Raw genomic sequence first — 13590 nt, forward strand, 5'->3', positions numbered from 1 at the left:
CCGGGCCGCGCCCGTCTGCACCGCCTCACGGGGTCATGGTGGCGAAGGCGATGACATTGTTGAGGTAGCTGCCGGAGCTCTGGTCGAACTGCCCGCCGCAGGTGACCACCCGGAGGCTGGGCTTGGCGCTGGGGCCGTAGACCAGTTCGGTGGGGAAGGCGGTCTTCGCGTACGACTTCACCTCGTTGACCGTGAACGTGGCGGTCGAGCCGTCCTCCCGGGCGACGCTGATGGTGTCGCCCGCCTTGAGCGAGCCGAGTTTGAAGAAGACCGCCGGTCCGAGCTTGGCCGAGTCGACGTGCCCGATGATGACCGCGTTGCCGACCTCTCCGGGGCTGGCCCCGGGGGCATACCAGCCCGCCTTCATGGCCTGCTCCAGCGGGGGCACCTGGACGGTGCCGTCCGCGTTCAGACCAAGGCGCATGATCTCGGCGTTCACCCCGATCCGGGGGATCGAGATGGTCGTCGGGGCCGACCGGGGTAGCGCGGCGGGGGCGAGATCCGGGTTCGGCGTCGCCGTGTCGTCGGCGGACGCCTGGTCGGCGGTCACCGTACCGCTGTCGTCGGAGGGGCCCGGGAGGGCGGGCGAGGTGGGGGTCGGGGCCGTGTCGGCGGGTCCGGCCTGGGCGAGCGGCTGGGGTGGCCGGGGAGGCGGCACGGCCCGGACGGAGGCCCCGATCAGGCCGGCGCCCAGCATGGCGATCAGGACGACGACGACCACGCCGGCGGCGCGCCACGGTCTCCCGTGACGGCCGCCGGCCCGAGTCGCCGTCCGGTCAGACGAGGTCATTGGCCCGACGCCGGCGCAGCAGGACCATCCCGCCCAGTGCGGCGGCGCCGATCACGCCCACCCCGCTGGCTGCCATGCCGCGGTCCACGCTGGTGGTGGTCATGCCACCGTCACCACCGTCCACGTGGCCCTTCGGGAAGCAGTGGTCCCGGTCCTCGTCCTTGCGGTCGTGGTCCTTGCGGTCCTCGTCCTTGAAGTCGTGGTCCTTGCGGTCCTCGTCCTTCATGTCCCGGTCCTTGCGGTCGTGGTCCTTGCGGTCCTCGTCCTTCATGTCCCGGTCCTTGCGGTCGTGGTCCTTGCGGTCCTCGTCCTTCATGTCCCGGTCCTTGCGGTCGTGCTCCTTGTTGTCCCGGTCGTTCCGGTCCTCGTCCTTGGCTTCGTGGTCCTTGCGGTCCTGGTCCTTGCGGTCCTGGTCCTTGCGGTCCTCGTCCTTGCGGTCCTTGTCCGACTGGTCGTCGACCATGCCGCCGCCCTGGCCGTAGGCCCCGGGCTGCCAGCTGTCGTTGCCCTGCCAGTCCTTGCCCTGCTCGTCCTTCTTGTTCTCTTCCTTCTTGTTCTCTTCCTTGCCGTGCTCTTCCTTCTTGTTTTCTTCCTTGCGGTCGTGGTCCTTGCGGTCCTCGTCCTTGCGGTCGTGGTCCTTGCGGTCGTGGTCCTTGCGGTCCTCGTCCTTGAAGTCGTGGTCCTTGCGGTCGTGGTCCTTGCGGTCCTCGTCCTTGCGGTCCTCGTCCTTGCGGTCGAAGTCCTTGCGGTCGAAGTCCTTGCGGTCCCAGTCCCCGTGCCCCCCCGGGCAGGTCGCAAGAAGGCTGACCTGCGGCTTGGCGGCGACGTCCGCGTACGTGCCGGGGCCGGCCGCGTTCGCCATCCCGGGCGAGAACAGCAGCAGGGACGCGCCGCCGAGAGCGGCACCCGCAACGACCTTCCCGAGCATCTTCTTTCCCATGACCTGCGTCACTCCATCCCTGTTTGTCCTGAGCCCGACGGCGGTCGAGCTACGCCCGACGTTAGACCTTTTCGCGAGCTATCCGAGGAAAGATTCGTGTTTAAGAGTTTGTTGGCCCTTAGGGAGATAGGGGTGCTAGGAGCCTTATGTGGCATTGCCGAGGCTCTTCGGAGGGTTCCGCAGTGCCGCAGCCCACCTGGACGTACCTGTGCCGCACGCCCCGCTGCGGCGCTGCCCTGCCGTGTTCCACCGGCTCGGGCCCGTCTGCCGGCAACCGGCCGTGCCGATACCGCCTGGGCTGTTCTCCCCTTTGCCAACCGGCAACCCATATCGAGGCATTGCCATGGAAGCGCTCCCATGCAAGAATCGCTGCACGCGGTTGGGGAGCCACACCGCGAGTCCAGACGCCGAGGGCACCGGGCCGACCGTGCGGCGTCCGACTCCTCGGCCGGCCGTGCCGGCCGGTCGATCACCACCACCGCCCGTCCGGGTCGGGCATCCCCGAAGACACCCGTGGCGCCGACGGCCGTCCCAGCCGGACGTCCCGAGGGCCATTCGCCGGACCGCACGCGGATCCGGCCTCGCCCAAGGAGATCAGTGGCATGAATCTGTGGAGAAGGCTGTCCGGCCGGAGCCGGACACTCGCACTGACCGGTGCGGGCGTCCTGGTCGCCGGCGGGCTGGTGACCCTCCCGGTCACCGCGGCGCAGGCCGCGACCCAGTGCAGCGTGGACTACACCACCAACGACTGGCCGGGTGGCTTCACCGCCACCGTGACGATCAAGAACCTCGGTGACCCGCTCAGCGCCTGGACGCTTGGTTTCACCTTCCCGACCAGTTCGCAGTCGGTCGTCAACGGCTGGTCGGCGCGGTGGTCGCAAAGCGGTCAGAACGTCACCGCGCAGAACGAATCGTACAACGGCTCGCTGGCCACCGGCGCCAGTACCACCATCGGGTTCAACGGCGCCTGGAGCGGCGCCAACCCGAAGCCCACCCAGTTCACCCTGAACGGCACGGTCTGCACCGGCGGCACGCCGCCCACCACCCCGCCGCCGTCGAGCCCGCCGCCCTCGAGCCCGCCGCCGTCCAGCCCGCCGCCGGGGCAGAAGGCGGACAACCCGTACGTCGGGGCCAAGGGCTACGTGAACCCGGACTGGAAGGCCAAGGCGGACGCCGAGCCGGGCGGCAGCCGGGTCTCGAGCAACCCGACGGGCGTGTGGATGGACCGGATCGCCGCCATCAACGGCACCCCGGGGGCCCGGGGCATCCGCGCCCACCTCGACGAGGCACTGCGGCAGGGCGCCGGCTACATCCAGTTCGTGATCTACAACCTTCCTGGCCGGGACTGCGCCGCGCTGGCCTCCAACGGTGAGCTCGGTCCGAACGACCTGCCCCGCTACAAGGCCGAGTACATCGACCCGATCGCGGCGATCCAGGCCGACCCGAAGTACGCCAACCTGCGGATCATCAACATCATCGAGATCGACTCGCTGCCCAACCTGGTGACCAACACCTCCGGGCAGGCGGGCGGCACCGCGATGTGCGACACCGTCAAGGCCAACGGCGCGTACGTGAACGGCGTCGGCTACGCCCTGGCCAAGCTGGGCGCGATCGGCAACGTCTACAACTACATCGACGCCGCGCACCACGGCTGGATCGGCTGGGACAGCAACTCCGGCCCGACCGCGGACATGCTGAAGAGCGCGGCCGTCGCCTCCGGCAGCACGGTACGCAACGTGCACGGCTTCATCGTCAACACGGCGAACTACTCGGCCCTGCGCGAGCCGTACGTCAAGATCACTGACTCGGTGAACGGCACGTCCGTCCGCCAGTCCAAGTGGATCGACTGGAACCAGTACGTCGATGAGCTGTCGTTCGCCCAGGCGTTCCGGCAGAAGCTGGTCTCGGTGGGCTTCGACAGTGGCATCGGCATGCTGATCGACACTTCCCGTAACGGCTGGGGCGGCTCGGCGCGGCCCACCGGGCCGGGCGCGACGACGAACGTCGACACCTATGTCAACGGTGGCCGCATCGACCGCCGGATCCACGCCGGTAACTGGTGCAACCAGGCCGGCGCGGGCCTCGGCGAGCGGCCGAAGGCGGCGCCCGAGGCGGGCATCGACGCCTACGCCTGGATCAAGCCCCCGGGCGAGTCGGACGGTTCCAGCAGCGCCATCCCGAACGACGAGGGCAAGGGCTTCGACCGGATGTGCGACCCGACGTACACCGGCAACGCCCGCAACGGCAACAACCCGAGCGGCGCGCTGCCCAACGCCCCGGTCTCGGGCCACTGGTTCTCCGCCCAGTTCCAGGAGCTCATGCGCAACGCCTACCCGCCGCTCTCCTGAACCGGCGGCCGGCCCACCCGCCGCAGCGGAGTGAGGCGCCGCCGCGGGTTCCCCGGGCCCCTGGTCGGCACTCGGTCGACCAGGGGCCCTCGGGCCCGCTCGGCGTGCGGCCCTCAGGGAACCGTCTTCTCGATCGCCGCCCGGCCCAGCTCGGCCAGGTCACGGCGGGCCCGCTCGATGTTCTCCCGGGTGAGGTCCTGGCCCCGGGCCAGCACCAGGTCCTCCGGGTCCCACGGCTGCTCAGCGCCCGTCCGGATGTTGCGCCCGGCCCCCTCGGTGCCGGTGCCGGTGGCCCCGGTCCCGGTGCCGGTCGGCCCGGTGCCGGCCGCGTACGGGTCGCCGAGGATGTCCGGTGACCCGGTGTCGGGCACGGCGCCGTCGGGCTCGGTGAAGGTCGGGTTGTCCCGGTCGGCACCGCCGCCGCTGCGCAGCTGCGGCACCGTGCTGTCGTCGTCCACCGCCGCGGCCACCTCGGGGGTCTCCTCCAGCGGCCGCTCGCCGCGGTCACGATCCGTCATGCTGCTGCCCTCCTGTCCCGTTCCGTGATCCCCCTGGCGTACCCCGCGGGGGCCGGGCCATGCCGCCTCAGCGCCCGAGGACCCGGTCCAGGAAGTCCCGGTAGTCGCGGACGGCCACCCGGAGCTGCTCGGTGTCGGTCGAGCCGGACGCCTGCCAGCCGCCGAGCCGGGCCTTCTGGTCGCGCAACGCGGCCGACAGCGCCTCGATCGCCTCCTCGACCAGCGACTGCGCCGCGCCGACCGCGGCCTGCGGGTCGTCCACGAAGCGGAGCTGGACGTCCCGCCAGCGGTCCCGGAAACCCTGCGCGACGTCTGGGGCGAAGAGCGTGGCGGCGTCCGACGGCACCGCGCCGGGGGTCGGCCGGGCCGCCCCGGCCAGGGCCGTGTCGGCTGCGGCGCCGGCCGCGGCGGTGCTGGTGTCCGGGTCGACCATGGCCGGCTCGGCGCTGCCGTAGCCGGTCGCACCGGCCGCCGGCGCGTCGTCCCGCGGCCCGGCGGAGCGCCCGGCCGCCGCACGCTCGGGGCTGTGCAGCCGGTCGCCGGCCGTCGGGTCGGCCCGCTCGTCGTCGAACGCGTCGGTCCGCCCCGGCGCCCCGTCGCCCGGCTGGGCGGTGTCCTCGCCGCGCGGATCCCGCTCGTCCTCGGGCCGCCCGCTGGCCATCGCCGAGGCGGCCACCGCGTCGCCCACCGAGGTCGCGCCGAACACCGAGGGCAGCGGCGCCGGATCGTGGTACTCCGGCCGTTCGTCGACGTCGGCGGCCTCGGCGTCCCGTGCGTCGTACGCCCGGGTCTGGTCCGGCTCCGCGTCCCGCCGGTCGTCGGCACGCTCGCCGGCCACCCCCGGGTCGTCGAAGGTGCCCCGGTCGTCCAGCGCGTCCTCGGGTACGTCGACCCGGGCGGCCCGGTCGTGCCGGGGCCCGTCGCCCTCGGCGGGCGCGCCGGCCGGCGGGACCGGCACCGGCGTGGACCGGACGGTCTCCGGGTGCTCGTGCGTGACCTGCTGCTCTTCCTGGCGCATCGCGGCGGCCTCCTCAGCGGCTCGGGACGTCGTGCTCGTGGTCGGGTTGGCGCTGCTCCGGCGGCTGGTGCGCGACCGGGTCCGCGCCGAGCAGATCGGCGAAGAGGGCCCGGTAGTGCACGAGCGCCTGCCGGAGTTCCTCGGTGCTCGCCTCGCCGCGCTCGTGGCGCAGCCGGATCTCGTGGGCGTCCCGGTAGTGGGCCAGGGTGCGGGCGTGCTTGACGGAGAGATGGGCGATCTGGTCGTCGAAGTCCCCGGTCGGGTACCCACGGTCGGCGATGAGCCGGGTGACCAGTTCGTCGGCGTCGCCGACGGTCTCGCCCGGGGAGTCGACGAAGCGGACCTGGAGTTCCTCCCAGGCGGCGGCGTACCGGGCCCGGGACTCGGGGGCGAGCGGGGTGAGCTGCAGCTCGGCGTGCCGGCGCTCCCGCTCCCGCAGCTCCCGCTCGGCGGCGCCCCGGCTGTCCTGCTCGGCGACGACCCGGTCGTACTCCGGGCCGAACCGCTGCCTGAGGGCGCGCCGGCGGCCGGCGCGTACGGCGACCGCGGCCAGCGCCGCGAGCACCACCAGCACGATGACTATGACGACTACCTGCGTGGGCGACATGGCTCCTCCTTCGCCCGCTGGTATTCCCTCCGCGCACTGATCGCCAATCCCGGTCCAGGGCACTTTTCCTGGGATTTCCCGACCGAAACCTCGCGGAACCCGGGTGCGACCGACACGTTCGTACGTACCGCTGAAACTTGAGTCATTCCAGAAGGTGCTGCGAGGTGGCGTGGGTGCGGAGCGCCGCTGCGACCAGTGCCCCCCGCCGGTCCCTTCCGGCGGGCATCCGCTCCGTTGGTGTCCACAACGGAACATCCCGGACGGTAGCGACGAGCGAGACGGCCGGTAGTGCATCGGCCCGGGATTACGTATCCTGCCCAAGGCGCCCGGGCTGGGGCTCGGCGTCACGGTCGGAGACGTTCCGGCCGGTGCCGGCGCCACCCCTGCGACACCTTCCGGGCGAGGTTTGATGAACACCCGTGACTGGCCGATCCGCGCCAAGCTGACCGCGCTGGTCGTCGGTCCGGTGACTGCGCTGCTGGCGCTCTGGATCTTCGCCACCACGCTGACCTTCGGACCCGCCCTCGACCTGCTCGCGGCGCGTACCTTCCTCTACGACCTGGGCCGGCCGGGTGAGGCCGTGGTCGCCGAACTGCAACAGGAACGGCGGCTCTCGGTCGTCCAGCTCGCTGGCGACAGCACCCTGCCGGCACTGACCGAGCAGCGGAACCGCACCGACCGGGCGATCGCCGAGCTGCGTCGCAGGGTCGACGGGAAGGAGCTGCGCGACGCCGCCGACGAGCTGCTCGACGCCCGGCTGGATCAGCTGGTCTCCGCGCTCGATGCGCTGCCCGCCGGCCGGGGCTTCATCGACGACCGGAAGGTGGACCGGGCCGGGGCGATCGGCCTCTACAGTGGAATGATCAGCTCTGCCTTCCAGGCGTTCTCCGCGATGGCCGCCTTCCCCGACAACCAACTCAACCGGGAGGCGCTGGCGCTCACCGCGCTGGGCCGGTCCCGGGAGTTGCTCGGCCAGGCGGACGCGCTGCTCGCCGGCGCGGTCACCGCTGGCGGGTACGCCGAAGGCGAGCACGAACAGCTCGTCCGCACCATCGACAACCAGCGCTTCCTGGCCGAGACGGCGGTGGCCGACCTGCCGCCGGGGGAGCGCACGGCGTACCAGCGGCTCACCGAGGGGGACGCGTTCGTCCGGCTGCACGGCCTCCAGGACACCCTGATCCGCGCCCGCGACCTGCCGGCCCAGCTCGACGTACGCGCCTGGGAGTCCAGCCAGACCGCGGTCTGGCAGGGCCTGCGCGACTTTGAGCTGCGCGGCGCCGACGGGCTGGCCGAACGGTCCGTGCCGATGGCGGTGGGCATCCTGAGCCGGCTCGCCGCCGCCGGGGTGCTCGGCCTGCTCGCCGTGGTGATCTGCGTGCTGGTGGCGCTGCGGGTCGGCCGGTCGCTGGCCGGACGGCTGACCGGGGTGCGCACCGCTGCACTGGAGATGGCCGAGCACCGGCTGCCGGACGTGGTCGCCCGGCTGCGCCGCGGCGAGCAGGTCGACGTCGCCCGGGAGGCGCCCGAGCTGGACCACGGCGGCGACGAGATCGGCCAGGTGGGGCGGGCCTTCAACGAGGTACGCCGGACCGCCGTGCAGGCCGCCGTCGACGAGGTCACCCTGCGCCGGGGGCTCAACGAGGTGTTCCTCAACATCGCCCGACGCAGCCAGGGGCTGGTGCACCGGCAGTTGGCGCTGCTGGACCGGCTGGAGCGGCAGACCGAGGACCCGGACGAACTGGCCGGGCTGTTCCAGGTCGACCACCTCGCCGCCCGGCTCCGGCGGCACGCCGAGGACCTGGTCATCCTCGCCGGCGCGGCTCCGGGCCGGGGCTGGCGGAACCCGGTCGCCGCGGTCGACCTGGTGCGCGGCGCCATCTCCGAGGTGGAGCAGTACGACCGGGTCGACATCGGCGAGGTGCAGCCGGCGGGGGTGCTCGGCCGGGCCGTCGGCGACGTCATCCACCTGCTCGCCGAGTTGATCGAGAATGCCCTCGCCTTCTCTCCGCCGGACACCCGGGTCGACATCAGCGGGCGGACGGTGCCGGGCGGGTACGCCATCGAGATCACCGACCACGGGCTCGGCATGTCGCCGCAGGCCCTGGCGGACGCCAACCGCAAGCTGTCCCGCTCCCCGGAGTTCGATCCGGCCGACAGCGCCCGGCTGGGTCACTTCGTGGTCGCCCGGCTGGCCGCCCGGCACGGCGTCCGGGTCGAGCTGCGGCCGGCCACCCCGTCCGGCAGCACGGCGCTGGTGCTGGTCCCGGCCGATCTGGTCACCGGCGAGCCGCCGGTGGGCCCCGGCCCGGATGCCGGGGCAGCGGGCGCCGGTGACCGGCGGATGGCCAAGGTGACCCGGCTGTCCACGCTGCCCCGGCCGCGTACCGCCCGGCCCGGCCGGGAACGCCCCGACTCGGCCGTGGTGCCGCTCTCCGTCGGCCGTACCTCCTCGGTCGAGGCACCCGCGGACGGCGACGGCCTGCCCCGCCGGGTCCGCCGGCGCGGGCCGGCGACGGGACCCCGGCCGGCCGCCGCGGACACCCCGGCGTACCGCCCGCCGGAGGAGGCCCGGCGCGCCATGTCCGCCCTCCAGGCGGGCACCGCCCGGGGCCGCCGGGACGGGGTGGCACGCGCCGCCGCCGGCCCCACCGGTACGGCCGCCCCGGCCGCCCGGGGTGTCGCCCGTCCGGCCGGCCAACCCGTCGACTCCGCTGCCCGGTTCCGGGGTGGCCCGTCCACCGACGCGGCTCGGGACCGGGCCGCCGAGCCCTCCCCTCCGGAGCCGGCGCCGGCTCCGGAACCTCCGACCGCGACTGAGAGGGACGCCTAGTGGTGTACACGACGCGGCAGAACGCCGATCTCGACTGGCTGCTCGACGACCTGGTGGAGCGGGTGCCGGCCGCCCGCCAGGCGGTGGTGCTGTCGGCGGACGGGCTCCTGCTCGGCGCCTCGGCCGAGCTGAGCCGTACCGACGCGGAGCACCTCGCCGCCATCGCCTCCGGCTTCTCCAGCCTGGCCAAGGGGACCACCCGGCACCTGGCCGGCGGCGCGGTCCGGCAGACCGTGGTGGAGATGGAGTCCGCGTACCTGTTCGTCACCGCGGCCGGGCCGGGCGGCTGCCTGGCGGTGGTGAGCGACGCCGACGCCGACATCGGCCTGGTGGCGTACGAGATGGCGATGCTGGTCATCCGGGTCGGCGAGAACCTGAGCGTCCCGGCCCGTACGGCGGGTGCCGTCGATGCGGACTGAGTCACCGGGGCCGCAGCACGAGTGGCTGGACGACGCCGCGGGTCCGGTCGTCCGTCCGTACACCCTGACCGGCGGCCGGGTGCGGCCGCCGGTAGCCGGCTTCGACCTGGTGGCCTTCGTGCTGGCCCCGCCGGCGGCCGACCCGGCCGGCCTGCCGGGCCTCCAGCCGGAGCACCGGCGCCTGGTCGAGCTGGCCCGGCGACCGGTGGCCGTGGCCGACCTCGCCGCCGACCTGGACCTCGCCGTCGGCGTGGTCCGGGTGCTGCTCGGCGATCTCCTCGACCGTGGGCTCGTCGCGGTGCACCAGCCGCCGACCGCCGCCCACCTGCCCGACGACAACATCCTCAAGGCGGTGGTCAGTGGACTTCGTGCGCTCTGAACCGGGGACGGCCGCGCTGCGGATCCCGCTGGCCCTGAAGATCCTCATCGCCGGCGGCTTCGGCGCCGGCAAGACCACGCTGGTAAGCGCGCTGAGCGAGGTCCGGCCGCTGCAGACCGAGGAGGTCCTGACCGGCGCTGGTGTGGGCACCGACGACGTCTCCGGGGTGGAGGAAAAGTCCACCACCACGGTGGCCATGGACTTCGGCCGGATCACCATCACCGACGACCTCCAGGTCTATCTCTTCGGCACCCCGGGCCAGGACCGCTTCTGGTTCCTCTGGGACGAGTTGGCCTTCGGCGCCCTCGGCGCGGTGGTGCTCGCCGACACCCGCCGGCTGGCCGACTGCTTCCCCTCGATCGACTACTTCGAGCAGCGCGGTATCCCGTTCGTGGTGGGGGTGAACTGCTTCGACGGGGCCCGGCGGTTCAGCCTGGAGGCGGTACGCGACGCGCTGGACCTGGACCCGGACGTGCCGCTGGTGCTCTGCGACGTCCGGGATCGGCAGTCCGGGAAGCTGGTGCTGATCTCGCTGGTTGAGCACGTCGCCCGGCAGCGGGGAGAGCCGGTGCCGGTGGGCTGACCGGGCCGCGACGGGTCGCGGGCGTGCGGCCGACCGTCGAAACTGGTTCCGGGAAGACGGCCAACGGCCCGGCCGACCGGGAGGGCCTCTGGTTGGATCGACGGAGGAATCGGCGGAAGGTGGGACCGGTGACCGCGCAGCACGCGATCGTCCACGTCGGTGGCTACGCGGCGGAGATGGGCGGGCGGGCCGAGGGCATCGTCGCGGCCCGGCGGGATCCGGTGTCCGGGGAGCTGACCCCGCTCGGCACGGTGGCGGTGACCTCGTCGCCGTCGTTCCTCGTCCGGCACCCGACCCGGCCCGTGCTGTACGCGGTCAACGAGCTGTCCGAGGGGCAGGTCAGCGCGTTCCGGGTCGCCCCGGACGGCGATCTCGCCCTGCTCGGCGTCCGCCCGACCGGCGGGGCCGAGCCCTGCCACGTGGCGGTCGCCCCGGACGGCCGGCACCTCTTCGTGGCCAACTACGGCGGCGGCAGTGTGGCGGTGTTCCCGCTCGACCCGAACGGCGTACCGGGGGAGCGCTCCGATCTGGTTCGGCACGAGGGGCACGGCGCCGACCCGCAGCGGCAGGAGGCGGCGCACTGCCACATGGTCTCGCCCGATCCGGGCGGTGGGCCGCTGCTCGCCGTCGACCTGGGCACCGACTCGGTCTACCGGTACGACCTCGACGTCGCCTCCGGTCGGCTGGTGCCGCGCGCCCCGCGGCTGCGCACGCCGGCCGGCAGCGGCCCCCGGCACCTGGCCCGGCACCCGGACGGGCGGCGCTGCTGGCTGGTCGGCGAGTTGGACGGGACGGTCACCGCGTACGACCTGACGGCCGATGGGCTGCACCAGCGGGTCCGGGTCGACGCGAGCGGGCGGGTCGGGCACGTGCAGCCCTCCGAGGTCGCCGTTGGACCGGACGGCCGGTTCCTCTACGTGGCCAACCGGGGAGTCGGCACGGTGGCCGTCTTCGCGCTAGCCGGTGAGGCGCCGGAGCTGGTGGCCGAGGTCGACACCGGCGGCGAGTGGCCGCGGCACTTCGCCCGGGCGGGCGAGCACCTGTACGTGGCCGACGAGCGGGCCGACATGATCAGGGTCTTCCGGGTGGACCCGGTCACCGGGGTGCCGGAGCCGGTCGGGGAGCCGGTGCCGGTGGCCAGCCCGACCTGCGTCCGGCCGTGACGGAGCGTTGCCGCGAGCATCGTCCACCATGGACCGGCGTCACCTCTGATGACTGATCAGTCACTCAATGTTGAAGTTTTGCTGATCAACTGTTTCTGCTGCGTAACTTTCGTCCGAACGGTTGTGGCACTAACCCCACGAGATACGCAAGATGGTCACCGTGTCTGGCCGCCATCGCATGCGTTCGAACCTACGTGGGGTAGGCGCCGCTGCTGCGGCCACCGCCCTCGTCGCCGTCGTAGCCGGGACCTGGTTCGGCTACCAGCAGCTGGCGGGGCCGTCCTGCTCGGGGCAGATCCAGCTCTCCGTCGCGGCCACCCCGGAGATCGCGCCCGCCGTCCAGGGAGCGGCCGACCAGTGGGTCAAGGACGGCGCGGCAGTCGGCGACACCTGCATCGCGGTGAACGTGACCCCGGCCGAGTCGGTCGAGGTGGCCGCCACGGTGGCCAGCAAGCACGGCGCCACCTTGGCCGGTGTGGGGCAGGCGAGCGGCACCGCGGTGACGCCGGACGTCTGGGTGCCGGACTCGTCCACCTGGCTGCTGCGGCTCAAGGCCGGCGGGGCCACCGCCTTCGCCCCGGCGAACGGCGCCTCGATCGCCCGCAGTCCGGTGGTGGTCGCGATGCCCGAACCGGTGGCCACCCGGCTCGGCTGGCCGGACAAGAAGTTCACCTGGGCCGACCTGTTGGCGCAGGTCAACAGCAGCAAACCGCTGCACGCCGGCATCGTCGAGCCGACCCAGGACGCGGCTGGTCTGTCCGGCCTGCTCGCGCTGACCGCTGCCGCCAACTCCACCGGCGCCGCCGGCTCCCCGCAGGCGCGGGAGGCGACGATCGGGGCGTTGCGGGCGGTGGCCACCAACAGTTCCCGACTGCGGCAGGATCTCCTCGCGCGCTTTCCGCGCTCGTCCGAACCGACGGCGGTCGCCAACGGCCTCGGCGCGGCCGCGCTGTCCGAAGAGGACGTGATGGCGTACAACGCCACCAAGCCGCCGATCCCGCTGGCCGCTCTCTACCTGGACCCGCCGCCGGCCCCCCTGGACTATCCGTTCGCGGTGCTGCCCGGTATCGAGCCGGCGAAGGCGTCCGCCGCGAAGGTGCTCTTCGAGGTGCTGACCACCCGCGGCTTCAAGAGTCGACTGGCCGCCCAGTCGCTGCGCGCGCCCGACGGCAACTGGAGCGAGGGCTTCAAGGCGCTGCCCGGTGCCCCGAGCCCGGCGGGCGGGAGTACGGCGCCGGCCGGTCAGGGCGCCGCGGGCGGGCTCGACCCGACCGCCATCCAGAAGGCCACCAGCACCTGGTCGGCGGTCACGCTGTCCGGCCGCATGCTCTGCGTCATCGACGTTTCGGGCTCGATGAAGCAGAAGGTGGAGACCGCCGGTGGCGCCACCCGGGAGCAGGTCACCGTCGCCGCGGCGACCCAGGGCCTGAACCTCTTCGACGACTCCTGGTCGATCGGGCTGTGGACCTTCTCCACCAAACTGAACGGGTCGCAGGACTACCGGGAGGTGGTCCCGATCAGGCCGCTGTCGAGCAATCGGGGCGCGATCCAGCGCGGCCTGGCCACGGTCAAGCCGTCGAACGGCGACACCGGCCTCTACGACACCCTGCTGGCGGCCTACAAGACCGTCCAGCAGGACTGGGAGCCCGGGAAGGTCAACTCGATCGTGCTGTTCACCGACGGCAAGAACGAGGACGACGACGGCATCTCCCAGAAGGCGCTGCTGGCCCAGCTTCGCAAGCTGCGCGACGCGGAGCAGCCGGTGCAGGTGATCATCATCGGCATCGGGAGCGACGTCAGCAAGGCCGAGCTCAAGTCGATCACCGACGTGACCGGTGGCGGTGCCTTCGTCACCGCCGACCCGACGAAGATCGGCGAGATCTTCCTGCAGGCGATCGCACTGCGCCCGCCCGCGCCGCGCTGATCCGCCACTCAGCGGGCCGCCGTACCGGAATCCGGTACGGCGATCCGCTTCCCCGGCGCTCCTCGACCGCA

The 13590-nt window shown here is 73.0% G+C and carries 12 protein-coding genes; 7 read left to right on the forward strand and 5 right to left on the reverse strand.

Going from position 1 to position 13590, the window contains the following annotated elements:
- Positions 1 to 25 precede the first annotated feature (25 nt).
- Together A6A27_RS18960 and A6A27_RS18965 are read right to left on the reverse strand one after the other, a co-directional pair.
- On the reverse strand, positions 26 to 790 hold the full coding sequence (locus tag A6A27_RS18960; protein ID WP_073835959.1) for a class F sortase: 765 nt from the start codon (positions 788 to 790) through the stop codon (positions 26 to 28).
- Positions 777 to 1730 carry a hypothetical protein gene (locus tag A6A27_RS18965; protein WP_143194069.1) on the reverse strand — a complete coding sequence of 318 codons (954 nt, stop codon included), beginning with the start codon at positions 1728 to 1730 and terminating at the stop codon, positions 777 to 779. The genes A6A27_RS18960 and A6A27_RS18965 overlap by 14 nt, the downstream gene beginning before the upstream one ends.
- A 602-nt stretch (positions 1731 to 2332) precedes the next feature.
- Between A6A27_RS18965 and A6A27_RS18970 the strand changes: the two genes are divergently transcribed.
- Positions 2333 to 4078, forward strand: a complete 1746-nt coding sequence (locus tag A6A27_RS18970) for a glycoside hydrolase family 6 protein (protein WP_073835961.1) — start codon at positions 2333 to 2335, stop codon at positions 4076 to 4078.
- A 113-nt stretch (positions 4079 to 4191) separates the two neighbouring features.
- On the opposite strand, the gene A6A27_RS18975 is transcribed toward A6A27_RS18970, so the two are convergent.
- The 3 genes from A6A27_RS18975 to A6A27_RS18985 form a co-directional block, all read right to left on the reverse strand.
- On the reverse strand, positions 4192 to 4596 hold the full coding sequence (locus A6A27_RS18975) for a hypothetical protein (RefSeq protein WP_073835962.1): 405 nt from the start codon (positions 4594 to 4596) through the stop codon (positions 4192 to 4194).
- Positions 4597 to 4663: 67 nt separating this feature from the next.
- On the reverse strand, positions 4664 to 5614 hold the full coding sequence (locus A6A27_RS18980) for a hypothetical protein (protein ID WP_073835963.1): 951 nt from the start codon (positions 5612 to 5614) through the stop codon (positions 4664 to 4666).
- 13 nt (positions 5615 to 5627) lie between these two features.
- Positions 5628 to 6221 (reverse strand): hypothetical protein, encoded by a 594-nt coding sequence (locus tag A6A27_RS18985; protein WP_073835964.1) that lies wholly within the window; start codon positions 6219 to 6221, stop codon positions 5628 to 5630.
- A gap of 409 nt (positions 6222 to 6630) precedes the next feature.
- Between A6A27_RS18985 and A6A27_RS18990 the strand changes: the two genes are divergently transcribed.
- The 6 genes from A6A27_RS18990 (at position 6631) to A6A27_RS19015 (ending at position 13519) form a co-directional block, all read left to right on the forward strand.
- Positions 6631 to 9051, forward strand: coding sequence for a sensor histidine kinase (locus A6A27_RS18990; protein WP_073835965.1), 2421 nt, complete (start codon positions 6631 to 6633; stop codon positions 9049 to 9051).
- Positions 9051 to 9470, forward strand: coding sequence for a roadblock/LC7 domain-containing protein (locus tag A6A27_RS18995; RefSeq protein ID WP_073835966.1), 420 nt, complete (start codon positions 9051 to 9053; stop codon positions 9468 to 9470). Before A6A27_RS18990 ends, A6A27_RS18995 begins: the two co-directional genes overlap by 1 nt.
- Positions 9460 to 9849 carry a DUF742 domain-containing protein gene (locus A6A27_RS19000; RefSeq protein ID WP_073835967.1) on the forward strand — a complete coding sequence of 130 codons (390 nt, stop codon included), beginning with the start codon at positions 9460 to 9462 and terminating at the stop codon, positions 9847 to 9849. The genes A6A27_RS18995 and A6A27_RS19000 overlap by 11 nt, the downstream gene beginning before the upstream one ends.
- Positions 9830 to 10432 carry a GTP-binding protein gene (locus A6A27_RS19005; protein ID WP_073835968.1) on the forward strand — a complete coding sequence of 201 codons (603 nt, stop codon included), beginning with the start codon at positions 9830 to 9832 and terminating at the stop codon, positions 10430 to 10432. Before A6A27_RS19000 ends, A6A27_RS19005 begins: the two co-directional genes overlap by 20 nt.
- Positions 10433 to 10560: 128 nt before the next feature.
- A complete protein-coding gene (locus tag A6A27_RS19010; RefSeq protein ID WP_198940361.1) occupies positions 10561 to 11595 on the forward strand; it encodes a lactonase family protein in 1035 nt (344 codons plus the stop codon).
- 178 nt (positions 11596 to 11773) lie between these two features.
- On the forward strand, positions 11774 to 13519 hold the full coding sequence (locus A6A27_RS19015) for a VWA domain-containing protein (protein WP_073836017.1): 1746 nt from the start codon (positions 11774 to 11776) through the stop codon (positions 13517 to 13519).
- Positions 13520 to 13590 lie beyond the last annotated feature (71 nt).

Origin of the sequence: Micromonospora sp. CB01531 (genome assembly GCF_001905095.1) — a bacterium.
GTDB lineage: Bacteria > Actinomycetota > Actinomycetes > Mycobacteriales > Micromonosporaceae > Micromonospora.

Excerpts from the sequence above, each read along its gene's own strand:
- A6A27_RS18970 (WP_073835961.1), top strand. The coding sequence starts at position 2,333 with ATGAATCTGTGGAGAAGGCTGTCCGGCCGGAGCCGGACACTCGCACTG.
- A6A27_RS18975 (WP_073835962.1), bottom strand. The coding sequence starts at position 4,596 with ATGACGGATCGTGACCGCGGCGAGCGGCCGCTGGAGGAGACCCCCGAG.
- A6A27_RS18965 (WP_143194069.1), bottom strand. The coding sequence starts at position 1,730 with ATGGGAAAGAAGATGCTCGGGAAGGTCGTTGCGGGTGCCGCTCTCGGC.
- A6A27_RS19015 (WP_073836017.1), top strand. The coding sequence starts at position 11,774 with ATGCGTTCGAACCTACGTGGGGTAGGCGCCGCTGCTGCGGCCACCGCC.
- A6A27_RS19000 (WP_073835967.1), top strand. The coding sequence starts at position 9,460 with ATGCGGACTGAGTCACCGGGGCCGCAGCACGAGTGGCTGGACGACGCC.
- A6A27_RS18980 (WP_073835963.1), bottom strand. The coding sequence starts at position 5,614 with ATGCGCCAGGAAGAGCAGCAGGTCACGCACGAGCACCCGGAGACCGTC.
- A6A27_RS18960 (WP_073835959.1), bottom strand. The coding sequence starts at position 790 with ATGACCTCGTCTGACCGGACGGCGACTCGGGCCGGCGGCCGTCACGGG.
- A6A27_RS18985 (WP_073835964.1), bottom strand. The coding sequence starts at position 6,221 with ATGTCGCCCACGCAGGTAGTCGTCATAGTCATCGTGCTGGTGGTGCTC.
- A6A27_RS18990 (WP_073835965.1), top strand. The coding sequence starts at position 6,631 with ATGAACACCCGTGACTGGCCGATCCGCGCCAAGCTGACCGCGCTGGTC.